At 38.2% G+C, this 25,716-nt stretch carries 29 protein-coding genes; 22 read left to right on the top strand and 7 right to left on the bottom strand.

The window, feature by feature from the left end; all coding sequences use genetic code 11:
• Positions 1-90: 90 nt before the first annotated feature.
• A complete protein-coding gene (locus MVE01_RS01065) occupies positions 91-2,205 on the top strand; it encodes a molybdopterin oxidoreductase family protein (protein ID WP_472560308.1) in 2,115 nt (704 codons plus the stop codon).
• A gap of 86 nt (positions 2,206-2,291) precedes the next feature.
• Here MVE01_RS01065 and MVE01_RS01060 read toward each other — a convergent pair whose 3' ends face one another.
• Positions 2,292-2,738 carry an FAD synthase family protein gene (locus MVE01_RS01060; RefSeq protein WP_472560307.1) on the bottom strand — a complete coding sequence of 149 codons (447 nt, stop codon included), beginning with the start codon at positions 2,736-2,738 and terminating at the stop codon, positions 2,292-2,294.
• Between the two features lie 121 nt (positions 2,739-2,859).
• On the opposite strand from MVE01_RS01060, the gene MVE01_RS01055 reads away from it, so the two are divergent.
• The 3 genes from MVE01_RS01055 (at position 2,860) to MVE01_RS01045 (ending at position 4,542) form a co-directional block, all read left to right on the top strand.
• The gene (locus MVE01_RS01055) at positions 2,860-3,486 is read left to right on the top strand and encodes a CDP-alcohol phosphatidyltransferase family protein (protein ID WP_472560306.1); all 627 of its coding nucleotides are present in this window, start codon (positions 2,860-2,862) and stop codon (positions 3,484-3,486) included.
• Positions 3,487-3,692: 206 nt separating this feature from the next.
• Positions 3,693-4,205: an ORF6N domain-containing protein gene (locus MVE01_RS01050; RefSeq protein WP_472560305.1), complete on the top strand. Its 513-nt coding sequence runs from the start codon at positions 3,693-3,695 to the stop codon at positions 4,203-4,205.
• On the top strand, positions 4,198-4,542 hold the full coding sequence (locus MVE01_RS01045; protein ID WP_472560304.1) for a YraN family protein: 345 nt from the start codon (positions 4,198-4,200) through the stop codon (positions 4,540-4,542). Before MVE01_RS01050 ends, MVE01_RS01045 begins: the two co-directional genes overlap by 8 nt.
• Here MVE01_RS01045 and MVE01_RS01040 read toward each other — a convergent pair.
• Positions 4,539-5,414, bottom strand: coding sequence for a LysR substrate-binding domain-containing protein (locus MVE01_RS01040; RefSeq protein ID WP_472560303.1), 876 nt, complete (start codon positions 5,412-5,414; stop codon positions 4,539-4,541). The genes MVE01_RS01045 and MVE01_RS01040 overlap by 4 nt on opposite strands.
• Before the next feature lie 105 nt (positions 5,415-5,519).
• On the opposite strand from MVE01_RS01040, the gene MVE01_RS01035 reads away from it, so the two are divergent.
• From MVE01_RS01035 to purF, 6 genes are all read left to right on the top strand, one after another.
• Entirely contained in the window at positions 5,520-6,050 is a 531-nt protein-coding gene (locus tag MVE01_RS01035; RefSeq protein ID WP_472560302.1) for a rhodanese-like domain-containing protein, read from the top strand.
• 90 nt (positions 6,051-6,140) lie between these two features.
• The gene (locus MVE01_RS01030; protein ID WP_472560301.1) at positions 6,141-6,938 is read left to right on the top strand and encodes a phytanoyl-CoA dioxygenase family protein; all 798 of its coding nucleotides are present in this window, start codon (positions 6,141-6,143) and stop codon (positions 6,936-6,938) included.
• Positions 6,939-7,050: 112 nt separating this feature from the next.
• Complete coding sequence (trxA, locus tag MVE01_RS01025) at positions 7,051-7,368, top strand: thioredoxin (RefSeq protein ID WP_472560300.1); 318 nt, start codon at positions 7,051-7,053, stop codon at positions 7,366-7,368.
• Between the two features lie 127 nt (positions 7,369-7,495).
• Entirely contained in the window at positions 7,496-8,437 is a 942-nt protein-coding gene (gene trxB, locus MVE01_RS01020; protein WP_472560299.1) for a thioredoxin-disulfide reductase, read from the top strand.
• 13 nt (positions 8,438-8,450) lie between these two features.
• Positions 8,451-9,218, top strand: coding sequence for a 4-hydroxy-tetrahydrodipicolinate reductase (dapB, locus tag MVE01_RS01015; RefSeq protein WP_472560298.1), 768 nt, complete (start codon positions 8,451-8,453; stop codon positions 9,216-9,218).
• Between the two features lies 1 nt (position 9,219).
• Positions 9,220-10,590, top strand: coding sequence for an amidophosphoribosyltransferase (purF, locus tag MVE01_RS01010; RefSeq protein WP_472560297.1), 1,371 nt, complete (start codon positions 9,220-9,222; stop codon positions 10,588-10,590).
• A gap of 31 nt (positions 10,591-10,621) precedes the next feature.
• On the opposite strand, the gene hisIE is transcribed toward purF, so the two are convergent.
• From hisIE to MVE01_RS00985, 5 genes are all read right to left on the bottom strand, one after another.
• Positions 10,622-11,344: a bifunctional phosphoribosyl-AMP cyclohydrolase/phosphoribosyl-ATP diphosphatase HisIE gene (hisIE, locus tag MVE01_RS01005; protein WP_472560381.1), complete on the bottom strand. Its 723-nt coding sequence runs from the start codon at positions 11,342-11,344 to the stop codon at positions 10,622-10,624.
• A gap of 62 nt (positions 11,345-11,406) precedes the next feature.
• Complete coding sequence (locus tag MVE01_RS01000) at positions 11,407-12,489, bottom strand: prohibitin family protein (RefSeq protein WP_472560296.1); 1,083 nt, start codon at positions 12,487-12,489, stop codon at positions 11,407-11,409.
• A 9-nt stretch (positions 12,490-12,498) separates the two neighbouring features.
• The gene (locus MVE01_RS00995; protein ID WP_472560295.1) at positions 12,499-13,413 is read right to left on the bottom strand and encodes a branched-chain amino acid transaminase; all 915 of its coding nucleotides are present in this window, start codon (positions 13,411-13,413) and stop codon (positions 12,499-12,501) included.
• 78 nt (positions 13,414-13,491) lie between these two features.
• Entirely contained in the window at positions 13,492-13,680 is a 189-nt protein-coding gene (locus MVE01_RS00990) for a hypothetical protein (RefSeq protein ID WP_472560294.1), read from the bottom strand.
• A 3-nt stretch (positions 13,681-13,683) separates the two neighbouring features.
• The gene (locus tag MVE01_RS00985; RefSeq protein ID WP_472560293.1) at positions 13,684-14,067 is read right to left on the bottom strand and encodes a hypothetical protein; all 384 of its coding nucleotides are present in this window, start codon (positions 14,065-14,067) and stop codon (positions 13,684-13,686) included.
• A 127-nt stretch (positions 14,068-14,194) separates the two neighbouring features.
• On the opposite strand from MVE01_RS00985, the gene MVE01_RS00980 reads away from it, so the two are divergent.
• The 12 genes from MVE01_RS00980 to MVE01_RS00925 all read left to right on the top strand — a co-directional run.
• Positions 14,195-14,560, top strand: a complete 366-nt coding sequence (locus MVE01_RS00980) for a hypothetical protein (protein ID WP_472560292.1) — start codon at positions 14,195-14,197, stop codon at positions 14,558-14,560.
• Positions 14,561-14,755: 195 nt separating this feature from the next.
• Positions 14,756-15,133: a hypothetical protein gene (locus MVE01_RS00975; RefSeq protein ID WP_472560291.1), complete on the top strand. Its 378-nt coding sequence runs from the start codon at positions 14,756-14,758 to the stop codon at positions 15,131-15,133.
• The gene (locus MVE01_RS00970) at positions 15,126-15,797 is read left to right on the top strand and encodes a c-type cytochrome (protein ID WP_472560290.1); all 672 of its coding nucleotides are present in this window, start codon (positions 15,126-15,128) and stop codon (positions 15,795-15,797) included. Before MVE01_RS00975 ends, MVE01_RS00970 begins: the two co-directional genes overlap by 8 nt.
• A complete protein-coding gene (locus tag MVE01_RS00965; RefSeq protein ID WP_472560289.1) occupies positions 15,787-17,232 on the top strand; it encodes a cbb3-type cytochrome c oxidase subunit I in 1,446 nt (481 codons plus the stop codon). Before MVE01_RS00970 ends, MVE01_RS00965 begins: the two co-directional genes overlap by 11 nt.
• Before the next feature lie 52 nt (positions 17,233-17,284).
• Positions 17,285-17,440: a hypothetical protein gene (locus MVE01_RS00960; protein ID WP_472560288.1), complete on the top strand. Its 156-nt coding sequence runs from the start codon at positions 17,285-17,287 to the stop codon at positions 17,438-17,440.
• A 215-nt stretch (positions 17,441-17,655) separates the two neighbouring features.
• Entirely contained in the window at positions 17,656-19,371 is a 1,716-nt protein-coding gene (locus tag MVE01_RS00955) for a cytochrome D1 domain-containing protein (protein WP_472560287.1), read from the top strand.
• A gap of 87 nt (positions 19,372-19,458) precedes the next feature.
• Positions 19,459-20,589: a multiheme c-type cytochrome gene (locus tag MVE01_RS00950; protein ID WP_472560286.1), complete on the top strand. Its 1,131-nt coding sequence runs from the start codon at positions 19,459-19,461 to the stop codon at positions 20,587-20,589.
• Positions 20,590-20,624: 35 nt separating this feature from the next.
• Entirely contained in the window at positions 20,625-21,950 is a 1,326-nt protein-coding gene (locus tag MVE01_RS00945) for an NAD-binding protein (protein ID WP_472560285.1), read from the top strand.
• Entirely contained in the window at positions 21,932-23,386 is a 1,455-nt protein-coding gene (locus tag MVE01_RS00940) for a TrkH family potassium uptake protein (protein ID WP_472560284.1), read from the top strand. The genes MVE01_RS00945 and MVE01_RS00940 overlap by 19 nt, the downstream gene beginning before the upstream one ends.
• A gap of 78 nt (positions 23,387-23,464) precedes the next feature.
• Positions 23,465-24,565, top strand: coding sequence for a cytochrome D1 domain-containing protein (locus MVE01_RS00935; protein WP_472560283.1), 1,101 nt, complete (start codon positions 23,465-23,467; stop codon positions 24,563-24,565).
• A gap of 5 nt (positions 24,566-24,570) precedes the next feature.
• On the top strand, positions 24,571-24,732 hold the full coding sequence (locus tag MVE01_RS00930; protein ID WP_472560282.1) for a hypothetical protein: 162 nt from the start codon (positions 24,571-24,573) through the stop codon (positions 24,730-24,732).
• Positions 24,733-25,094: 362 nt separating this feature from the next.
• A partial coding sequence (locus MVE01_RS00925; protein ID WP_472560281.1) for a contractile injection system protein, VgrG/Pvc8 family occupies positions 25,095-25,716 on the top strand: 622 nt, incomplete at its 3' end.

Below are 25,716 nucleotides of genomic sequence, written 5' to 3'. Positions count from 1 at the left end.
GCACGAGAGTAACAAAGAAAAGTTAACAAGACTAAGTTTTAAGCCTAATTAGGATAAATTTAGTCTCATTTGTTTCAAAAGGCATCAATCATGACAAAAAAAGATACGCAACGTAAAGAGATAGAGAGTGTCTGTACCTACTGTGGTGTAGGATGTGACATCACTGGAGTGGTGGAAGACAACAAGATCATTAAGATATTTGCCCAAAAAGACGGGGTGGTTTCCGAGGGAAAGCTCTGTATCAAGGGGAAATACGGGTATGATTTCGTGGATGCCAAAGACCGTATTCGTGAGCCTAGAATTAAAAAAACTTTTTTAGCCAAAAACCCGCAGCTTCAAAAAGTTTTTGGTGCAAAGCTTGTAGCTTTTGATGATGCATATATGACCTGTGACGTGGACACAGCCACCAGCATGGCGGCAATGAAGCTTGACGAAATAAAAAAGCAGTATGGCAGTGAAAGTTTTTGTGCTATAGGAGGTGCGAGAACATCATGTGAGAGTGCCTATGCCTTTCAGAAATTCTGCCGTGAGACTATGGAGTCTCCACATGTAGACAACTGTGCAAGGGTTTGTCACTCTCCAAGCCTCAAGGGGATGCGAGCGACCATAGGTGAGGGGGCTGCGACCAACCCCTATAATGACATCTATGAGTGTGAATATATGTTAGTCATAGGCTCCAACACTATGGAGGCGCACCCTATCATCGCTAACCGTATTGTAGATATGGCAAAGAAACATAACAACCTCTCTGTCATTGATGTGCGTGAGACCAAGCTGGCACGACTGGCAAAGCATAGTTGTATCATTCCTTTTGAGGCGAATCTGTTGTTGCTTAATATGATGGCGTATGTCATCATTGATGAAGAGCTTTATGACAAAAGTTTTATTCAAAATCGTACTAAAGACTTTGATGTATTTAAAGAGAAAATACTGAATGACCCCTATGCCAATCCGGCATTTTTCAAAGAAGTAGAAGGGTATGAGTATCTGGCTAAGATGATCCCAAATATTGCCAGAGAGTATGCCATAAAAAAATCAATGATTTTTTGGGGGTTGGGTATTACAGAACATCTCGATGGCTCATATGCAGTGATGGCTATTACGCATCTGGCACTGATGACGGGTAACATTGGTAAAACAGGTGCGGGGCTTATGCCGCTTCGTGGACAGAACAATGTACAGGGAGCGTGTGATATGGGCTGTCTGCCTTACTACCTGCCTGACTACCAGACACCTGAAAAAATAGGACTTATGACCCCACAACTCATGGATGCGATGTTTGATGGCAAAATTAAGGCACTGCTCAATATGGGAGAAGATATCGTCCATATTCACCCAAATGTCAACAAGACGGAAAAAGCTATAGAAAATCTCGAGTTTATTATGACGCAGGAACTTTTCATGACAGAGATCGCCCAAAAAGCGGACATTGTCATAGGGGTGAAATCTGCCTATGAAAAGACTGGTGTCTATGTTAATGCCATGAGAAGACTGCACCTTTCTCAGCCACTGGTAGAGACAAATCTACCTGATGACTGGGAAGTGTTGACGCAGATGGCACACAAACTCGGAGATGAGAAGAACTTTCATTTCAAAACTTCTGAAGATGTCTGGAATGAGGTCAGAGAGGTGGCACCTAGAAGATTCAGCGGTGCAGACTACTACAGGCTGGAGCGTCACAGAAAGCGTGGGATGCAGTGGCCAATTTATCATGAAGACACGCCTATACTGCACCTGCTTGATTTTCGTACAGAAGATGGACTAGGGAAGTATGTCTATAAGCAGTATGAACCAAGAGGGATGGTGCAGGAAATTGTAGAGAAAAAATTCTACAACGATGTGCTGGAAGGGTATTATCTCACCACAGGGCGTACACTGGCGCACTACAACAATGCTGCACAGACCAAACGAAGCTCCAAGTTAGATACAAAGTATGATGAAGATGTACTCCTTGCTCCGCTTGAAGATGAAGAGAAACTGGGTGATAAAGTCATCTTGAAAAGTGCCTATGGAGAGAGTGAAGCACTTACAGTCAAGTTTACAGACAAAATAAGAACAAAAACCCTCTTCTGCACTTTTCACCATGCCAAAAGCCACATCAATGCCCTCTTTGGAGATGAGTGTGACGAACTCATTATGACAGCACGTTTTAAGTCCGTAAAAGTCGATATTATCCCTGTAGGGGATGAGGTGGCTTGTGGGTAGGGTATAAGGTTGCATTTCGCGACTCTATAAAAGATACTATCTGATACAATTTAAGGTATTGGAAATAAAGAGTCTTTTCAAAATATCTACGCAACAATCTGTGACGAATATTTCCCTTTATGAGATTGTGCAATCACATTTTGTTTTATTTTTGTTGAAGAGGTCAGAGGGTTGTAGCTGACTTGTATTATTTTTGCACCCTTTGCTTTGAGATATTTTTCAACGGCAATATTATGTGGTTTATCTCCCCAGTCTTCTCCAATGACAAAGATATCTACATTTAAGTTTTTACAGTTACTTACGTATTCCAGTTTATCATAGGAAACAACATCATCTACACATCCTAATGCTTTTAGCATTCTCATTCTTTGATCTAATGGAACAACAGGTACATTTCTTTTGTATGAACCTACTACTTCATCTGAAGCTACTCCCACTACAAACTTATCACCTAAGGTTGCACAGTATTCTAACAGATCTAAATGACCAACATGAACCATATCAAAGGTACCAACGGTATATACTATTTTCATTAAACTTCCTCATTTACTCCATGATACCCATACAAGCTTAAAAGAGAGTGCTACTAAAAATTAATTTAATATTTGCTTAAATACTGAATTATGATATAATAAAATAAAATAAGGTGTAAAAATGAAACAACCAATGATTCTCTCTTATGTAAGAGATATCCCTAACCTATTGTCCCTCTCAGGTCTAGCCTGTACCGTTCTTGCTATCTATTTTAGTATCACAGGTCTTTATGCTGCGGCTATGATTGGTATGGTTTGGGCAGTTGGCTTTGACTGGGCTGATGGACTGGTTGCAAGAAAGTTAAAGAAAAGAACACCTACTGACGCAAAGTTTGGCGGGCAGCTTGATGTACTAATAGACATAGTAAGTTACGGGGTGACTCCAGCAATTTTACTTTTATCTTATGGAAAATTTGAGCCAATATTTCTTTTTGGAGCCTTTATAATGATGGCAGCTGCAGCTATACGGCTAAGTTATTTTAGTACTTATGGTTTAGCAGGAGGAACGAAATATACAGGTCTGGCACTTGATAATAATAGCTTAATTTTGGTTTTTGTATTTTTATTTGAAAGCATAGTCAGTCATGGAACTTTTGTCATAATATTATATCTTAGTGGTGTTGGACTTGCCATTTTAAATGTATCAGAGATCAAAACACCAAAACTCTCAGGAAATCCAAGAAATGTATATCTGCTTGGGGCTTATACGTTTGTTATAACAGCTATATATGGCTTGCAATTATTGTAAAATGAATGAGGAAAAAGAGATTTAATGAAAAATATGACAATTTGACATGTTTTTATTACCTCCTTCTTTTTTCTTCTATACTTCTAATATTACCATACTAAGTAAATACCTCAATTTTTGATGTAATGATTGCGTTCATAATCAAGGTATATTTTTGAAGGACTCGCCTTAGAGAATTTTGGTAATATAAACAGTTAGGAGTACCCATGAATGAATTAACTATCCCCATACATCATAAAATCTACACACTACGTGGTAAACAAATTATGCTAGATAAAGATTTGGCATCGTTGTATGAAGTGGAAACAAAAGTTTTTAACCAAGCAGTAAAAAGAAATAGTGAAAGATTCCCTGATGATTTTATGTTTCAATTGACTAGTGAGGAATATGATTCTTTAAGGTCACAATTTGTGACCTTAGACAATGGACGAGGAAAACATAGAAAGTATATGCCATATGCTTTTACAGAAAATGGTGTCTATATGCTCTCTGCTGTACTGAAAAGTAAGGTTGCTATTGAGGTGAGCATAGAGATAATGCGTACCTTTACGAAACTTCGAGAGTTTACCTTGCATTACAATGCCTTAGCTAAACAACTCATAGAACTAGAACGTAAAAATGATAAGAAGTTTAAAGAGGTATTTCATATTTTAGATACTTTAGTGAATGAGACGAAAAAGACAGACGAGAAAGTGATGGGATTTATACGAGATGCGTGAACTTCCCAAACTCTTTGGAGATCAAAGTGAAACCCTTGCCACACAGTTTTTGGAACAGGAGGGTTTTGTGATTTTGGAGCGCAACTATTTTGCCAGAAAACTTGGTGAGATAGATATTATCGCCGAGCAGGATGAGGTGCTTCATTTTATAGAGGTAAAAAGTGGGAAGTCTGATACTTTTGATCCTGTCTACAATGTAACGCCTGCCAAGCTTCGTAAAGTCATTAACTCTGCACACTATTATCTCAAAATCAAAGGCTTGGATATACCATTTAGTATAGATGCACTCATAGTACGTGGGGATGAGGTGGAATTTATAGAGAATGTTACACTTTAATGGAAATATTCTTTTGAAAGTGATGTAAATGTTTCAAAGAGTTTACTTTGATATTTATTTTTATGGTAGACCATATAAAATTCTCTTTCAAAAGTCATATTGTGTAGTTTGATTTCGTAGAGTTCTTTACTTTCAAGTGCTTTTTCTACAGCAAAGCGGGAGATACAGGTAATAGCCTCAGAGTTATTGCAAAGCAGTGTCTTTACTTCTTCAAATTCATTAAAATGCATAAAAATAGGAAGATCTGAAGCAAGTTTCCCTAAACGTTTTAGAAAAACCTCTCTTGTTCCGGATCCCTCTTCTCTCAAAAGCCATTTTTTAGAAAAAAGCTGATCAATATAGTATGTTTTTTCTGCAAGTTTGGCATCGCTTGATACAACAATCAGTTGATCTTTTCCTATTTGATGCTTGATGAGATCAGCTTCTTTACAGACCATTTCAACAAAGCCAATATCAGTAGAACCGGTTAAAACTTCTTTTAAAATATCTGCGGAATTACGGATCTGATGCTGTAAAGAGACATCAGTATACTCTGAAAGAAAGTCATACATCACTTGAGGCATGATGAATTCACCAATACTTTTACTTGATGAGATACGCAGTATCCCTGAAAGTTTATTGTGTTTAAAGCAGTGCTCCGCTTCTTTTAGTATGAGATAATGAGGATAGGTTTTTTCTTTAAAAAAGCGTCCACGCTCATTGAGAATTAACTTTTTACCGATGCGGTCAAAGAGTGGTTCTGAAAGCTTTTTTTCCAATGATTTGATAGAAAGTGAAATGGCTGATTGGCTTATAGAAAGTTTTTGGGCAAGTTGAGATACATGTGTATTGTCTGCCAAATAATAAAAAAGTTCTAATTCTCTCAGGGTCATATTTCCAACTTATTGATAATTTTAATGATTATATCAAATTTTATATATTTTTAAAATGATAAATTTTATTCTATAATCCGTTTAAATTATTACAAAAGGTTAAAAATGAGATTATCTAAGATTATAGTACTATTGGCAGTGTTTTTTACTTCAGGCATGGCATCAACGTTTGTTTCCTATCATGAAACAGCAGATAAATTATTGCAGCAAAATATAAAAAATGGATTGCGTGCAACAACAGATGAGGTAAAAAAGGCGTTAAAATCAAAAGATACACTGGTTGTGGATGTAAGAACTGTACAGGAATGGGCCGGAGCACATATTAAAGGAAGTGTAAGAGTCGGTAGACAAACACCTGAATTAGCCATTTCAAATTTTGCACTTGACGATGATGACAAATTGATAAAAGACAAATTGATTGTTGTCTGTAACACTGGACACAGAGCATCACTTGAAGCAGTTATTTTTAGAAAAATGGGTTTCAAACAAGTAAAAGTGTATCCTTTAGATGAGTGGATTGATGAATGTAATCCGGTTGCAACCAAATATTCAACTCAGAAATATAAAGAAGGAAGAGCAAAGAAATTTGGTTTGTTTTATTCCGCATCATGCTATGAAAAAGCCATTAAAAATTAAAATACTCTATGCTATGTAAGCTATGAGGTTTCATGATTTTGGTAAATCTTACGCTATAATGTGCGTCAACTATAGTGTAAAGGTATACTTATGAGACTGACTGAAGAGCAGCTTGTACAATTTGACAAAGATGGATTTTTACTTTTATCCAATTTTGCAGATCATGAACTCTGTGACACCATTAAAGATATAGCAAAGGCACATTTAAAGCATAAAGTACCTCCTATTGAGACAGAGACAGAGTATGTAGGGAAGTCCAAAGAGGAGAGAGAACGTATCTCTGACGGGAAGAGTGAACAGAGGGAAGAGCGTATTACTGTAAGACGGCTTCGACAGGTCTACCATCGTGATATTGTATTTAGGCAGTGGATGGAGAGTGAAAAGATACGTCCAATACTTGGGCAGATACTGGGAGAAGACCCTACGATCACCATAGCCCATCATAACTCTATTATGACAAAAATGCCGCATACTTCCACAGAGACCTCCTGGCATCAGGATTTTCGTTACTGGCATTTTGAAAATGACAATCTTGTCAGTATCTGGCTGGCACTGGATGAGGAAAACAGTGATAATGGTGTTCTGGAATTTATCCCGGGAAGCCATAAAATGGCATTTGAAGCGTCTCAATTTGATGAGAAGGAATATTTCTCAGTAAATATCCCTCAAAATCACTCTTTACTCGGTACGAAAGTAAGCAATGCCCTAAAAAAAGGTGATGTAGTACTGTTTCACTGTAAACTGTTGCATAGAGCCAATAAAAACAGTACAGATGAGCCAAAGATCTCTTTTGTCTATACGGTAAAAGGATGTAGTAATAAAGCACTGGAAGGTACACGCTCTACAGAGTATAATGAAATACCATTACACACTATTTCTACACAATAAATGTATAAATATGAAATGTATGAGAAATAGTTGACAAAATAATAAAAAGTTGTTATAACTCATTAATGAAATTAAGCTATAATTTTCAAAACAAAATTTAAAGGACTTAAATATGGCAAAATATGTAGAATTGACAGCAGAAAACTTTGATGCGACAGTAAAAGAGGGTGTCACAATGGTAGACTTTTGGGCTCCATGGTGCGGACCTTGTAGAATGATCGCTCCGGTAGTTGAAGAGTTGGCTGAAGAGTTTGAGGGAAAAGCAACGATCGCTAAAGTAAATACGGATGAGCAACAAGACTTAGCAGTAAAATACGGTATCAGATCGATCCCTGCGATCCTTTTCTTCAAAAATGGTGAAGTAGTAGATCAAATAGTAGGTGCAGCTTCTAAAGATGCATTTGCAGAAAAAATCAACGCACAACTTTAAGTGTTTCAGGGTGGGCTTTTCACCCACCTTTTAAATCTTCTTCTTTTCCCTCTCTAAAAATTATTAACCAAGTATTTAAAGTGTATAATTTCAGTAATTATTTGTTTAAAAATTTCAAGGATTCAAAATGTTAGATTGTGCGATCATCGGTGGTGGACCGGCAGGCTTAACGGCAGGACTTTATACAACACGCGGCGGACTTAAAAATGTCACCATGTTTGAAATGGGAATGCCCGGTGGGCAGATCACCCAAAGTTCCGAGATAGAGAACTACCCGGGATTTTTCGAGCACGATAAAACGGGTATGGATTTTATGAATACCTGGCAGAAACAGTGTTTTCATTTTGGACTTAAACATGAAATGAAAAAAGTAGAACGTGTGTCTAAAACAGGTGAACATTTCACCGTAACACTTGAAAGTGGTGAAAGCGTAGAGGCAATGACAGTAGTAGTTTGTACAGGAAGTACGCCCAAAAGAGCAGGTTTTAAAGGTGAAGATGCATTTTTTGGGAAAGGGGTAAGCACCTGTGCAACGTGTGACGGATTTTTTTACAAAGACAAACCGGTGACCGTATTGGGTGGGGGTGACACGGCACTTGAAGAGGCACTTTACCTCTCCAATATCTGCTCAGATGTCTATGTAGTACATCGAAGAGATACCTTCAGGGCAGCACCTCCAACAATTGAACGTATAAAGAAAAAATCCAATATCCACCTTATTACAGACTCTGTTATAGAAGAAGCCTATGGTGATGCTATGGGGCTGGCAGGAGTCAAAATTCGTAATGTCAAAACAGATGAGCTCACACAAATGGAAAATACCGGGCTCTTTGTCTTTGTGGGGCATAATGTACAAAATGAAGTGTTGAAAGATGAAAACGGAGCATTTATCTGTGATGTGAATGACTGGGGACAGGTGATCGTTGATCTAAGTATGAAAACATCTGTTGAAGGGTTGTATGCAGCAGGTGACATACGTATAGAAGCACCCAAACAGGTGGTTTCGGCAGCAGGTGATGGAGCAGTGGCAGCATTACAGGTTATTTCAACAATTCAAGAACAAGCATAAAAGGAAGCAAAAAATGACAAAAGTCGGTATTGTAGGTAGTACAGGAAGAATGGGAGAGCATCTCATTAAAAATATACTTGAAGATGAGGCTTTAATACTCAGTGGGTTACATGTCTTTGATGAATTAAAGACAGATGTTCCTGCTGATGTATTGGTTACAAACAGTATGGCAGCATTGCTGGAAGCCTGTGATGTGATTATTGATTTTTCTGCACCGGCAGCAACGCAGGAACTTTGCGAGGAAGCATTGAAAAATCCGACACCATTGGTTATAGCCACTACAGGATTTACTGCACACCAGCAAAATCTATTAACAGAAGCCTCTAAAGAGATGCCTGTACTTTATGCATCCAATATGTCAGCAGGTATTGCATTGCTTAAGCAATTGGTTGAAAAAGTTTCAGCTACATTAAAAGATTTTGATATTGAGATCGTTGAGCAGCATCACAGACATAAGGTAGATGCACCAAGCGGTACAGCATTGACTTTGGGTGAATTTGCAGCCAAAGGACGTGGTTTGGACTTGGATACAGTACGTGTCTCAGGAAGAGACGGACAAATAGGTGCCAGAACCAAAGATGAGATAGCTGTAATGGCTCTGCGTGGTGGTGACATTGTAGGGCGCCATACGGTCGGGTTTTATAATGATGGAGAGTTTTTAGAGTTGAATCATACTGCTACAAGCAGAGAAACATTCTCAAAAGGTGCCATAAGAGCAGCGAAATGGTTAGTCAACCAAGAGAGTGGTCTTTACTCCATTAATGACTGTTTAGGAATTTAATATGTGTGCAATTGTAGGTGTATTTGGTGCAAAAAAAGCTTCTACCGTAGCGTATTATTCGCTTTTTTCTATGCAGCATCGTGGTCAGGAAGCTACAGGTATTTCTGTAGCCAATGGTGAGCATATTTCTGTTTATAAAAAACGTGGCATGGTTGCTGATGTCTTTTCACAGGCGACACTTGACAGTCTGGAAGGTAGCTGTGCGGTAGGGCACAACCGTTATTCTACTGCGGGAAGTGAATCTGCAGGAGATGCACAACCTGTATTTGCCAAATACAAATTGGGTGAGATCTCTGTGGTACATAATGGGAATCTTGTCAATAAGCACGAAGTACGTAATGAGTTGATTGACAGGGGAGCCATTTTCCAAACGGATATGGATACAGAAAATATCATCCATCTTATTGCAAAGTCTCAAAAAGATTCGTTGGTTGATCGTATTAAGGATATGCTGACAAAGATAGAGGGTGCTTACTGTTTGGCGATCCAAAGCCGTTCTAAAATGTTTGTGATCCGTGACCGTTTCGGTATTAGACCACTCAGTCTTGGAAAACTCAAAGACGGTGGCTATATTGTTGCATCTGAAACTTGTGCCTTCGATCTGGTAGGGGCAGAATTTATGCGTGATGTAAAGCCTGGAGAGATGCTAATCTTTGAAGAGGGGAAAGAACCGGTAAGTGAACAGATTTTTGAACCGGACTACCATCCTTGTGCTTTTGAATATATCTATTTTGCAAGACCGGATTCTATTATTGATGGTAAAAATGTTTACCAGAAGCGTCTGCAGATGGGAAGACAACTGGCTAAAGAGACCCCTGTTGATATTGATCTGGTATTACCGGTTCCGGACAGTGGCGTTGCGGCTGCAAAAGGATATGCTGAGGGTCTTGATGTACCGTTTGAGATGGGGATCGTTAGAAATCACTATGTGGGGCGTACTTTTATTGAGCCAACACAGGAGATAAGGGATCTTAAAGTGAAGTTGAAGCTTTCACCTGTGAAACATCTCATAAAAGGTAAAAGAGTTGCCATCATAGATGATTCACTTGTACGTGGTACTACTTCTAAACAGATAGTACGTATGCTTAAAGAGGCAGGGGCCAAGGAGGTACATATGCGTATTGCTGCACCGGAGATTAAGTACCCTTGCCGTTATGGTATAGACACGCCAACCAAAGACGAACTTGTCTCTACCAAGTATACAGCGGAAGAGATAGCCAAAAACATGGGTGCGGATTCTCTCGGGTTCCTCTCTATTGAAGGACTAAAAGAGTCATTAGGTAAGGATAGAACATATTCGTTGGTAAGTTTTGACGGTAAGTATTTTGCCGGAGGAAATGCAGAGAGTCCGGGATGTGCTGGAGGATGTTAATATAAAAGGACAGATATTGAATCTGTCCCTACTATTTCTTACGACTCTCTTTCTCTGTAATTCCAGACATTCCAAATCTTCTTGCTAACTCTTGTTTGACTCTGTCAGGTGAGATGTCACGGTAGCCTAAACCAACCAAGGTATGATAGAGAAGGTCGGCAGATTCGTAGATGACTTGTTCATCACTCTCTTCATTGATGGCAACGCATACTTCATCTGCCTCTTCTCGAATTTTAGAAAGCATGAGTTCTTTGTCATCAAGTAACTTTTTAGTCCATGACTTTTGTTCTGCTGGTGCATTTTTACGTTCGAGTATTGTATGGTAAAGGGTATCTACTACACCATAGATGGCATCAGTATCTACCTCTTTGTCCAAAATGATCTTCTCTTGCATAACAGAAGTAAAGAAACAGCTTTTACGTCCTGTGTGGCAAGCTACACCATTTTGTTTGATCTTAAGTATTACCGTATCTGCATCACAGTCGAGGAGTACATCTTTGATCTCTTGTGTATGGTCAGAGCTTTCACCCTTTTTCCAGATACGCTGTTTGCTTCTACTGAAGTAGTGGGCATAACCGGTTTCTAAAGTAAGGGTATATGCCTCTTCATTCATATAGGCAAGCATAAGTATTTCGTTTGTTTCTGCATCTTGTGCAATAGCGGGGATGAGGGGGTTTTTGTTCCAGTCAATGGTCATAGTATTTCTCCGAAATAAATTCTTTCGTTCCCATGCTTTGCGTGGGAATGCATATATCAAATTGGTATATATAGTGAAGTATTCATTCCCACGTGCAACGTGGGAACGAGAGTAGGGAACTATTGTTGTCCCATTAAACGCTTTTGTTTTCCTTTGGCATCTACCCAGATGTTAGGTACTGCACCACCAGGGGTAAGGAAAATCTGTGCATCCTTGTTCACTTTAAGAGCTTCATTGAACTTACCTTGTGTCTTAATTTGCTCTAGTTGAAGAAGTTCTGCGGTGAGTGAGTTCGAGATAAGTTTATTTGCTTTTGCTTGTGATTCGGCTTCTATACGAATCTTGTCTGCCTCACCCTGTGCCTCAATACGGTTTTTTTGTGCTACACCTTTTGCTACTTCAGCAGCTTTAAGTGCTTGCTCTTTAGCTTTTTCTTTCTCTTGCTCTGCTATGGTTACATCTTGTTTAGCAGCTTGAACCTCTTCGATTTTTTCTTTAATCTTTGGAGGAAGTACAATGTTTCTAAGTTCTACAGAAGAGAGGATAACCGGCTGGTTTGGAAGTGCATCTACCTTTTCACGTACCTTGGTCTGGATCGCTGAAGCTATAGCATTTCTCATTTCCGGAAGTTGCTCTGCTGTGTATTGTCCTACCACATCACGTACTACTTCTCTTACTTTAGAGTTAATGATCTTCTCTTCCCAGCTTGAACCCCATTTTTCTATTGTAGCCGGTGCTGATTCTGGTTTGATACTGTATTGAACTGCAAGATCAATGTTGACAGTAAGTCCGCGCTTGTCAAGTACCGGGATAGCTCTGTTTCTTCGCAGAGCTCCTTCAAAGTTTTTGTAATTGTCACCCAGCTCGCGGGAAACATCGTTGGAGTAGGTGATGAGTCTGATACGTGTATTAACAGGGATAATTTTTTGCAGCATCGGGATGTAAAAATGTAAGCCTGCCCCTAGAGGTTTTTGTTCAAATTTACCTGTGGTTACCTTGATGCCTATTTCCCCGGAATTAATAATGGTAAATGGTTTGAAAATAAACAGTGCAAAAGCAATGATGGCAATAATAATAGCCCAAGTAGGGAAACCTTTTGGCATATTGTTTAGAGGATTTTCAAAATGATTTCCTCCACTATTGTTATTGTTGTTAGAGCTTGGTTTTTTCTTTTTAAAATAATCATTCATGTCTGCTGGCATGTAAAGTCCTTATATGTATGTGAGGTAGTGTTTATACTTTTCATTGCGTCCGAAGACAACATCAAAATACGCTTTTTGTAATTTTTCAGTGACAGGACCTCTTTTGCCTTCACCTATAATTCTGTGATCAAATGATCGTACAGGAGTAACTTCTGCAGCCGTTCCAGTAAGAAAAAGCTCATCGGAGATATAGATTTCATCTCTTGTAATATTGCGTCTTTCTACTTTTATACCCATATCATGTGCAAGTTCAAGTACTGTTGTCTGCGTAATGGACTCTAATGAATTATCGTTTGGAGGGGAGATCAGTTTTCCGTCACGGACGATGAAAATACACTCACCCGTTCCTTCAGCGATAAAACCATTTTCATCTAACATCAATGCCTCATCAAACCCGTTTTCGATCGCTTCATATTTTGCCATTTGGGAATTAAGATAGTTTCCTGCCGCTTTTGCTTTACCAAAAGTAGAACGGTTGGGATTTCTTGTAATGGAAGAAGTACAGGTAGTGATCCCTTTTTCTAAACCATCTGCACCGAGATATGCTCCCCATTCCCAGGCAGCAATGCTTGTATTCACCGGAACATTTTTGTGATAGATTCCCATTTGTCCGTATCCAAGGTAGATCAGTGGTCTAAGATAGACATTTCCTTTAAAGTCATTGGCTTTGAGTAAGTCAATGTGTGCCTGCTTTACTGCCTCATAATCCATATTGGGTTTAATGGCAACGATTTTTGCTGAATTATAGAGTCTTTTACAGTGTTCTTCAAGCTTAAAGATAGCCAGACCATCTTCTGTCTGGTATGCACGTGTACCTTCAAATACAGCATTCCCATAATGCAGGGTATGTGTCAAGATATGTATTTTTGCTTCAGCCCAGGGTACAAGATCGCCATCCATCCAGATATATTTTGCTTCATTCATTGTGTGATTCTCCAAAACATGCAAAACAGCATGCTAAAATTAATGGATCATTCTAGCTAAATTGTGGTTAATGGTCGGTTATGCAAATTCAAGGAAGAGTCCTATCAAGAGTGAGAACACAATAGTGAGTAGGATTTGAAGTATGCTGTAGGTTTTTTCAGAAAAATCGGTTTTGAGTCTGATCCATGTTACGATCTTCATAGCAGGAAATGCCATGAATACAAGCATGACAACAGAAAAGACAAGGGTTAGAATAATATTTAACATGTACTATATCCCATAATAGTGATGCACAAAAGCATTCTCTTCTTTGGTTTGTAGCTCAAGTGTTGAAAGTTGTGTACCATTGTTATCTGAGATGACAAGAATATGGTTCTTTATCTTAAGGTGTTTTTTTCCCCATTCACGTTCCAGTCTTTCAAATTCTTTAAAAAGTGTCATATTATTTGGCTTTTCTTTAAAAGAAGGATCCTCTTTGCTCATGATCTGCAGACCGCCGAAACGTTTATCTAGATAATAGGGACTATAGTGTTGTACAGCCTTATAAACACGTGCATTTTTAGAGCTGGGTTTACTTTCTAGAAAGGCACTTAATCCAAAGATTAAAAAACCTATGAAGAGTGCAATAGGAAGATATTTGTTAAAGGACTTCATAGTTTCCCTTCTGATTTATTTTTGTTAGTATAGAGCCTTTTAAATAAAAATCGCTTGATGAATATCAATAGTCCTGATGTTAAAGTGTGTTACTATTAAACTTCAATATAAATGAATAGGCGGAATAATGAAAAATTTTTTCTTTTTAGAGGGTGCATATCTTATATTGGGGGGAATCATCCTTCTTATCACACTTTTTGTAGGGACTAGACCGTTTATGTCAAAGGGAGCAGCAAAAAGAGGGTTGCTTTGGGTTTCTTTGGTTCTTGCTGTTTTTATCGGAGCCCACTATAAGATGACTAGCAATAGAATGGAAGCAGTAAAAGCAGCATTTGAAAAAGATCAGCCTATCATTTGTGAGAGTAGAATGCTACGAAAAGTAGCACAGAGTGTGAATATTCAAAAATCAAAAGAATGGTCTCTGGAAGGAGATAATTTTGTCTCCCCCAATTATTCAAGACCTTTCTTCTCTGCCAGATGTATTGTGGAATAGGTTATAACAATACAATTATAACTTTTACTTCTAGAATATAATTATAACTATTTCTTAATTCCTTCATCAATATTTATGATTTTTGTCGATTTTCTTGATATATGTCAATCCTAAGACTTTTTTAAACTGTCATAATACTTTCATGCTCTAAGGTTTTGATCCTTTTAGTAAATAGATGACCAACAGGAAACCATTATGATAGAAAAGTTGATAGTCAGACCGGAGATCGCGTTAGATCAATTCTTACCGATTTTTATAGAATCAACGCTTGTACTTGTTTTTGGGGTGGGATATGCAGCCATTATCACGCTCTCAAAAATGGGTTACTTTTCTAAAAAATGGATGCCTGTAGGGTATCTGTTTTGGGCATTACAAACTTACTTCTTGTATGATTTTTCAGTGCTTATCCAAAGCAACCATTTTACTTTAAAAGTGATGATGGTAACTATGGTAGCATATCTTTTTATCCCTCACCTCTATTTTTATTTGATTAGTGCTGGGGATGCAAGATATGACACAAAAGAAGATGAAAACATGCAAGATACAAAATTAAAGGAGGAAACACATGGCTAACAAAAATGTTTCGGTTTGGACCAGTATACCATTTTGGAGACGTTCAGCAGCATGGGTCACAGGGTTTGCAACTATTTTGCTTATCTGGCTTACGTTTGATACGCTTGGACAAATTTCAATGGGTACGGATGCAGATCTTAAAAATGGGGTAACCAAAAGGGTACCAGGACCTACAGTAATTAACTATAAAATTGGTTATGAAATGAGTGCAAAAAGAGGACATGAGGTACCAACAATTGGTGAAAAACAACCATTTTTTGGAAAAGAGTGGAGTGAACAAGAGGCAGCAGACTTGCTACACCTTGGTAAGCTGACTTCTCAAGCGAAAAACTGTATGGATTGTCACACACTCTTAGGAAATGGAGCATATTATGCACCAGATCTTACGAAAGCATGGATAGATCCAGCATGGCAAAAAGGTGGTCCTATGCAAGGTATGACAGGAAAAAATACAGTAGAAGAGGCAATGGCTGAGTTCTTACAGCATCCTTCACAGTATCCTACACATGCTCGGATGATGCCAAATCTTGGGATCACAGCAAAAGAAGCAAAAGGCTTGGTGGCTTTCCTTAAACATATGAGTAGTATTGACACGAACGGTTTCCCTAGAAACTTCTCAAAAACAGTTGATCAATTCAAAACAGGAGGCACAAATGCTCACTAGTATTAAAACGAATGAATTTAGAGGAGACAAATCCAAAGAATTGGGAATGATGTATTTTAGGGTTGCAATTATACTCTTTGGTGCACAGCTTCTGATGGGACTCATCGCAGCTATCCAGTTCATCGTACCTGGATTTTTGTTTGAAGTGTTTGATTTTTCAGTAGCCAGAATGGTGCATATTAATGCATTGGTTGTATGGATGCTTTATGCAATGATTGGATCGGTTTATTTTATGCTGCCTGATGAAACAGGGGTTGAAACCGTTGGTATTGGGCTTGGAAAGCTGGCTTTCTGGGTACTCACTGCAGCAGTGACAGTCGTTGTGCTTGTATTTATTTTTGTTCAGGTAGGTTCAGGAACAGAAACATCTATTTGGCTGATCAATGAAGGTAGAGAATATCTTGAAGCACCAAGATGGGCCGATATTGGTATTGTTGTGGTGGTACTCATCTTTTATTGGAATACTTTTGCTACCTATATGAAAGGTCAGCGTACAGGTATTATGACAGTAATGGTTGCCAACTTGATGGCTCTTGCAGGTCTTTATCTCGCAGGAATGTTCTTTACAGACAATATTTCCATGGATCAATTTTGGTGGTGGTGGGTAATACACCTTTGGGTTGAAGCTACCTGGGAAGTATTTGTAGGAACACTTGCAGCGTATGCATTGATCAAGATCATTGGAGCAAAACGTGAGATCGTTGAAATGTGGTTATGGATCGAAGTATTGATGCTCTTTGGTTCAGGTATTCTTGGACTGGGTCACCACTACTTCTGGATCGGTACACCTGAGTACTGGTGGGAGATTGGTGCATTATTCTCATCATTAGAACCAGTGCCACTTATTGCAATGTTTGTTCATGTACTCTATGATTGGGGTAAGGAGCAAGGCATAGCAAAAGCAGAAGGTCATAAAGGGGCTGTTGCCAACAATACACCGGCACTTTCATGGATTGTCACCAATGCATTTGGTAACTTCTTGGGTGCTGGTATATGGGGCTTCTTCCATACTTTACCACAGGTAAATATCTATACACACGGTACACAGTTTACTGCGGCACATGGTCACTTGTCATTCTTCGGTGCTTATGCGACAATTCTTATTGGAATGTTCTATATGGGTATTCAATATGCATACGGTATAGAGAGACTAAAGTCTACATTTAAATCTAAAATGGCAATCTTCCTCCTTACCTTTGGTGTACTGGGTATGGGTGTTGCCTTGACCATTGCAGGATATGAGCAAGTGCTTGTTGAACGTGCAGAGTTAGGTGCTGGATGGAATGCATTCTTTGTAGCACAAGATTTACCTTGGTATGTCCAAGCACAATTATGGAGAACCATTATGGGTGTGGTTACATTCGTAGGGTTTATCTATCTTGTGTGGGATCTGCTTACTATAGGTAAACAAGCGAAAGCAGCGCAAGAAGCTTAAAAGAAAAGGGTACGGGATCTTCCGTTCCCAAATTTATAAATAAGGAGAAACAATGTTTGGATTAATTGAACCATTTACAGATGTCAATCACAGTTTTTTTGGTATGTTAAATCAGGGACCTCTGACACTGACGATCTTTTTACATACGGTAATTATTTTGCCGATGTTCTGGATCTATTTTAGTGAAAAGAAGAGACTTAACAAGTAAAAAAGCATCATATAGTTTGATGATAATTATATATTTTACTTAAGTAAATAAATGTTACACTTGGAAACAATTTTTTTAAATTGGTAATGAGGGAAACATGAGGACTGGGTAGAGTCCTCAAAATGTGTGTGAGTTGTCTTAAAATAAGACTCGCGATTTTATCTGGATAAACTTAAAAAATTAAGTTAAATCGAACAGATAGTAAAGGAGAAAGAATGAAATTAAATAAACTCTTAAGTTTGGCAGCGGCTACAAGCTTGGCAGCAACGATGGCTATGGCAGGTACTTCAAACATGGATTTTGCTAAAGTGTTTGAGAAAGAGTGCCAAGGGTGTCACGGACCAATTCACCAAGGTGGTGTGGGGTCAGACCTTAGACCTAAGGCATTAAAGAAAAAAAGTAGAGAGTTTCTTGCAGAGACTATTTTAAACGGTAGAGAAAATACTGCAATGCCTTCTTGGAGCAGCAAGTTTTCAAAAGATGATGCCTCCGGTATGGTTGACTGGTTGATGGACTGGAAAAATACTGTTGAACTTAAACTAAGCTTTGATGAAGTACATAAGTCATGGACAAAATTGGCAGACAGAGAAGCATTGGCTAAAAAATATCCAAAAGCAGCAGATGTAAAAGATGTAAAAGACATTACGTTTGCAACAGAGAGAGATGCCTCATTGGTTGACTTTATTGATTCAACAACAGGTAAAGTATTGTCTCGCCACAAAGCAGGGTTTGCGGTTCACGTTACAGTAACCAATAAACATGACCCTAGATATGCATATTCAATTTCACGTTCAGGTAAACTGACTATGTTTGATATTGCAGCTCCTGGTCAGCCTGCATTGGCATCTGTTCAAGTAGGTCAGGAATCACGTGGGTTGGCAGTATCTCCAGATGGTAAATATGTTATGGCGGGTAACTACAATCCAGGTGGTGCAGTACTTTGTGACGCCCATACACTCGAGCCGCTTAAAGTGTATGACACAAGTCGTGTAATTAATATGGATGGACAGATTGAACCAAGCCGTGTTGCATATATTGCAGATACACCTTATGGCCCTTATTTCTCATTTGCACTTAAAGATGCAGGTCATGTATATATCGTAGACTATAGCAAGCCTGATTTCCCGATTGTAGGTGATATTCCTAATATTGGTAAAGTACTTCATGATGCGTTCTTAAATGAGAATGAGGGTGAAGACTTTGGTCGTTATGTACAAGTTGCTTCTCAAGGGTCTGATTTGATGGGTATTGTGGATCAAAAGACAAAAAAACTTGCTGCAAAAGTATATACCGGTAAAAAATCCAAGCCGCACCCAGGTCAAGGTTCTTCCTGGTTTAACAAAAAAATGGGTAAACAACTGAATGCGACCCAAAGTATGAACTTTGGTCAAGTGGTTGTTTGGTCATCTCCTGATTGGAAAATCGTTAAAAAGATTAAAACAGCAGGTGGGGGGCTATTTGTTGGAACAGGCGAAGATACACCTTGGATTTGGTCTGACTGTGTACTTGGTAAGCCAGCTAACTACAATCAGGTATATTTAATCAACAAAGAGACACTTGAGACTGACAGAATTATTAAAGTCGGTAAAACTAAAGGTCAATTGATTGATGCGAAGACTAAAAAAGTACTTCAAGAGTGGGATGCTACCCAGCATGAAAAAGTACCTGTTAATGAAAAAGCATTTGGTAAAGAAAAAATCTTGCCTATGCCAGCTAAATTGGGTGCAGCAGTGAAAGATCCTGTACAACCAAGGTTGCTTCATGCAGAGCCTGCTAATCATGGAAAGTGGACTATGATCTCTGAGTGGACTACTGGTAGAATCGGTATCTACGAGTCTGAAACTGGTAAATTTGTTAAGTATATTGAAAACTTGACAACACCTACGTTTACATACTCAGTTGAGCATAGACAACACGTTCCTGGTGCTTAATCAGATTTTTACTCTCTCCTTTTGGAGAGGGTGATTTATTGAGATGATCCTTGGATCTTTTCAATAAGTTACCAAGGTTTTGATTTTATGAAAAAAACGACTCTTTTTTGGCTCTTCATTTCATTTTTTTTTGTATTACTCTCCTCTCTTCAAGCTAAAGATAAATATAAAGATAATTACTCCTGTAGTGAGTGCCATGAAAAGATTTATGAAGAGTATAAGAGCTCTTATCATTCGCACGGGTACTTTAATGATATCTTACATCGTAAAATTGCAGACAAGGTCAGCGTTAAAAAGTATGACTGTGCTACCTGTCATATGCCTATGGCAAATAATCTTAAAGATATCGTTACAGGAAAGGCTAGACCTGATAAGAACAATAAAACACATACCGATGCAGTGAGTTGCTATTTCTGCCATACCATAGCCTACGTCAAGAAAGCACATAGATTTAATATTAATGTAAAAGCGAAACAGGCAGAGAATTATAAACCATCTTTATATGGCAGACTTGAAAATCCTGATCATAACGACAAGCATTCCTCTGTAAAGAATCCTATTTATGCCAAAAAAGTATGTACAGGCTGTCATTCCCATAAACTCAATGAAAACAATGTTACTATTTTTCATGCCATGAATGAAAAGCAAAACAGTGAAGAGTGTATCAAGTGTCATATGCCGGAAGTGCAGGGAGGTGCTGATAAAATCAACAAGAGAGCCAGAATGCATCATGCCAGTCATAAGTTTTTAGGGATTCATGATGCATCATTCCGTAAAAAAGGTGTCGATATCAATGTTACAGCAGAGGGTGACAGCGTAAAGATCATGATGTACAATAAAATGCCGCACCCTCTGATCATTCAATCTGCCCGTGCCAAATATCTAAAAATAGAAATCCGTAGAAAGAATAAGATACTATGGAGAAATTATCAGATGGATCCGAGAGAAGACAAACAAAGCTATTTTGCTGCCAGCTTTACAAAAGAGGGGAAACCAATTGTAATACCATACCATGCAACAGCCGGAAAAATCCATAATCTTGCAGCCAAAGAGACCAAAACATTGCACTATAAAACACCACTGTTAAAAAAAGAAGACACTATCATGGTTAGTTTTTATGTACAGTTGGCAAAGAAAGATTGTGCCCAAGCGGTTAACTTGGATGGAACAGATTTAATGAAACCTATGTTGATCAAAAAAGTAATATTAAAGTTGTAAAAGAGTAGGATTTTATACTTAAAGGATGAATTAGTATGGATATCATTATTGCCGGTGCAGGGACTGTCGGATATTCGTTGGCACAGACACTTTCTTTTAAACATAATGTGATCGTAATAGATAAAGATATTGACAAACTGAATAAACTGGATGAAGATATTGACATTTTGGTGATCTATGGAGATATTGAAAACCCAAAAACCTATCAGACACTAAATCTTGATACCGTTGATCTTTTCATTGCGGTAACAGATTCTGATGAAGCCAATCTGCTCTCTACTCTGATCGTAGAAGATGTAGTAGCCGTGAAACGAAAGATCATCAGGTTGAAAAATGATGGTTTTTTAAAGAGCCATGTGCTTAAAAAACTCTCTATTGACTATGCTGTATTCCCCGATATCACGACAGCAAACAAAGTCAAAGCACTCTTTACCTTTCCCAAAGCAAACAATGTCAAGACATTCCATCAGACCAAGCATAAACTGATCTCTATCAGAGTACAGTATGATGCCCAAATGCTCTATAAGGTAGAAGAATTAGTCAATGAAAATGTCTCTATTGTAGGGATAGAAAGAGAGAAAGAATTTTTTATTCCTGTGCTAAATACTGCTATACAAAAAGGTGATCTTGTTTATCTTTTTGGCTCTATTGAAAGTATTGAAGAAATATCTGCAAAGTTGGATGAAAAGATGCCGACTTCTATTAAAAAGATCGTGATATTCGGTGCCAATACATTAGCCCAGAAAATTGCCAAAGCTCTTTTAGACAAAAATCTGGATATTAAAATGATCGAAAAAGATATTGATCACTGTAAAACTGCATCAGAGGTACTACAGGGGAAAGTCACTATTATCAACTCAGCATATGAAGATCATCGCCTGTTTGAAGAAGAGGGGTTGAAAAATGCAGACATGGTTATTGCAGCAGGGCATAATGATGAAAAAAATATTGTAAAATGTATTGAAGCCAAAGAGTATGGTGTACAAAAAGTAGTAGCAGTCAATAATGATAAAGCCTATTATGATCTGATGCATAAAATGGGGGTGGTGGTTGTACGAGGAAGTAAAGCTGGTGCACACTATGCCATTTTAGAAAAAATATCTTCAAGCTCTATTGTGACACAACGTCATTTTTGTGGGGGAAGAGGAGTTCTTTTCATGCGTAAAATATATCCTGATTCAGAACTCATAGGGAAATCTATTAAAAAAGAAAATATAGAAAATATTCTTGTAGTACTCTTAAGGGAAGATAAGATTTATCCCCTTTCAAAGATCGAGCAGTTGGAGCAGAGTGATATTTTGGTTGTTTTTGGAAAATTTGAACAAACAGAAGAGATAGAGCAGTGGATATACACGCTTTAAAGAATATAGGGAAGTTTGTTTCCGTTATAGGGGTAGCACTCTCACTGTTTCTCCTTACAGCTATTATCGTGGGATGGATCTACCATGAAAATATGAGAGATTTTCTTTATTTTGACTTTGGTTTGTTTGGGTTCAATGCACTCATCTTTTTTCTTTTAAGACGGCATACCATGAAACTGAGTATTAAAGGCGGTATACTCTCAGTGAATCTTATCTGGGTACTTCTCGGAGTTGCCGGAGCGATTCCTTTTGTACTTTATACCGGTATCTCTCCTGCAGATGCCTTTTTTGAATCTGTCAGCGGCTTTACGACGACAGGGGCTACAGTTTTTTCCGATATAGAGTCTTTGCCAAAGTCCATACTTTATTTAAGAAGTCTGACACATTGGCTTGGAGGTATGGGGATCATTGTCCTGGGTGTGGGACTTTTCTCGCTTATTAATCCCAGTGGATCCATGGCACTTTTTAAAGCAGAATCCACAGGAATAAAAATGGAGAAGATTACACCAAAAGTCAAAGATACCGCTATAAGACTTTGGGGAATCTATCTGCTTTTTACACTGGTCGATGCTGTGGCTTTAAAGCTGGCAGGTATGACAGTATTTGATGCGATTAACCATGCTTTTTCAACCATTTCAACAGGAGGGTTTTCCACAAAGAACAGTTCACTGGGATATTACCAGTCTCCCTGGATCATATGGATCACTACTTTTTTTATGATCATTTCAGGAATCAACTTTTTGGCACACCTGAAACTGCTTTCTACTGGTAAACTGGATGGTTATAAACGAGAAGAGGTACTTTGGTATTTGGCGATCTTTGTTATCCTTTCTCTGCTGTTGGGAAGTATCGATATCTTTGTGGATTATGACAGCTATTTTCATGCCTTGACACACTCTTTTTTTACGATTGCTTCAGTGTTGACTACAACAGGATTTGCTACTTTGGACTACTCCCAATGGGGGCATATTGCCATCAGTATTATTTTTGTGGCAATGCTTGTTGGGGGAAATGCCGGCTCCACCGCAGGTGGGGTAAAAGTCATACGTTATATTGTTTTATTTAAAAATATTAGGTTGCAATTTAAACAGACACTACACCCAAGTGCCATACTGAATGTATTTATTGATGGACAAAAGACTTCTTCCCAGATTATCTCTTCAACAACCGGTTTTATTTTCCTTTTTGTAATGACCAATATGCTGGTAACACTTTACCTCTTCGCCAGAGGATTTGATGCTATGACAGCGGTCTCTACTGCTTTGGCAACAGTGGGAAATATTGGTCCAGGATTTGCTTTAACGGGACCGGCTGAGAATTATGCCTTTTTTAGCAGCACTGATAAAATGATACTCTCTGCTGCCATGATCATAGGAAGGCTTGAATTCTATACAGTATTTTTACTCTTTAGCCGTAGTTTTTGGAAAAAATTCTAATCTATTGACAAAAGTCAATAGGCTTGTTAGAGAAGTTTAAGTACAATAGACACTATTATATGAATGAAGGATAAATCAATGAGATTTTTATTATCTGTACTACTTTTGGGTAGTACATTTTTTTCAATAACCCTAAGTGCAAAAGAGAAGTATTTTGTAGTAGAACGAGAGAGTGAATCGGTTGCCGTCATAGAAGATGGACTTGCCAAAAGACACATGAAGCATATGCACAATATGAACCATGGTGTAATGAAATTTGATGGAAATGATGCCTATATTATCTCTCGTGATGGGTATATCATCAAATTTGATGCCAGAACAGAGAAAAAAGAGGCAGAATATAAAACAAGTAAATCTGCCATTGGATTTGTTATAGGGAAAAACTATGTGGCAGTTGCGAACTACGATGATAAATCAGTGGATATTTTAACCCGTGATTTGAAGCCTATTGATAAAATAGTCACAGGTTCTAAAAATGTGGGTATCAAGATTTATAAAGATATGCTTATCTTTGCACAAATGGACAATGATAAGGTAACTGTACTTAAAGATGAAAACTATGGCAAAGGGCTTCCAAAATTTAAGACTTTCAAAGAGTTCAACGTCGGTAAAATGCCTTTTGATGCGATGATCAAGAAAAATACTTATATTGTCGGTTTCTTTTTGACCAAAGGGTTTGGTGTTATAGATCTCGATACTATGAAATATCACCTTATTAAAGTAACTGATGAGGAAAACAAGCCAGTACTTAAGGTACCCCATTTTGGCTTCTGGTCACTTAGTAAAGAGAGAACTTTTATCCCTGCTGTCGGGGATAATGCTGTGATGGTCTATGATAATAACTTTAAATTCATTCAAAATATCAAAACACAGGGATTACCGGTCTTTACATCACTTAGCCCAGATCAAAAGTACCTGGCAGTCACGTATTCGGGTAAGGATTTCCCTACCATTCAAATTATTGATACAAAAACCCTGAAGATCATTAAAACATTTACCTTTAAAGGGAAGGTTCTTCATGTCAGATGGTCACAAAAATACCCTGAACTGTATGTCTCAGTCAATGATGCCAATCAGGTGAATGTAATAAATACTGATGAGTGGTTTCTTGAAAGAGAAATTTATCAAGTCAAACACCCCTCAGGGATATTCCTTTATCAGATGCCCGATAAAAAGTAACAATGATGAAGCAGTTAAAATGTATTTTTCTGCTTTTCTTATTACCTCTTCTTGCCTCAGCTGATCATGTACATTTGCTGGGTGATTATGACAAGGCACTACAACTAGATGGAGAAGAGATAAAAAATAATATGCTAGAAAATATACTATCATATACTCATCTGTAGGGTGGGGTATAGTCATAACGTAACGTATAAGAGCTCAATGTTTTGTCGTGAGGAATGATAGTTTGGTAAGGGTTATGGGTTTTTTGTTGTTAATTTTTCAATTATGATTATGTTCACTCGACCCCTAGATTTAAAGTAATAGAATGTGTGCTTATAGCTGAAGGTAAATACAAACAAAAAAGTTTAAATTTTATAAATAGATTGTTTCAAATGTCATAAAGAGAGAGCCAACCCCACCCATGGTTATGGCTCTCTAGGAGGGAAGGGGAAATGCATCCCCTCAGAATTATCTCTAAAATACACTTAAAGCTAAAGTTATTACGCTAAAATAAACCATAAAAAAACAACATTCAAGGGAACCCATGAACCCGACCCAGCTGCAAAAAGTCAAAGCAAGACTCACCCTCCTCAATGCAAAAAAGAACCCCTATGTTAATGACAATGCCTACTCCATCTACACCCTAGAAGGCACACACACCCTTGGTAAACCCTATACCTACGAAGTCACCTTCGTAAGCCCTGTCAAACTAGAAGTTGCTGACCTAGTAGATACCGATGTGAAACTCCTGCTCCAAGATGAAAAAGACTTTACTAAAAAAAGAGAGATCTTTGCTAAGATCTACCAAGCCAAAGAAGCCAATAAAGTAGCCGATAAATACCTCTATACCCTCACCGTTGTCCATCCTCTTTTTTATCTGGGACTCAACCAACGTTATGAAATCTTTCAAGAAAAGAGTGCGTATGCGATTATCCAAGAGATCCTTGGACGTTATAAGGCTTTGTTACATATAGACTTTGGTACCAACATTGCTCCGCATACCTTTATACAAAGAGAGTATACCACCCAGTACAAACAAAGCGACCTTGAATTCATACAAATGCTCTGTGAACAAGAAGGAGTAAGTCTGTGGATGCAGAGTGATGCAACACCCTATAAAGTACGTCTGGCACAGATCACAGAGAGCTACACCAAACTCCCAACAG

Origin of the sequence: Sulfurovum sp., assembly GCA_026990595.1 — a bacterium.
GTDB lineage: Bacteria > Campylobacterota > Campylobacteria > Campylobacterales > Sulfurovaceae > Sulfurovum.
Note: the sequence above shows the minus strand (reverse complement) of the source record. Positions and strands in the feature narration are given on the sequence as shown.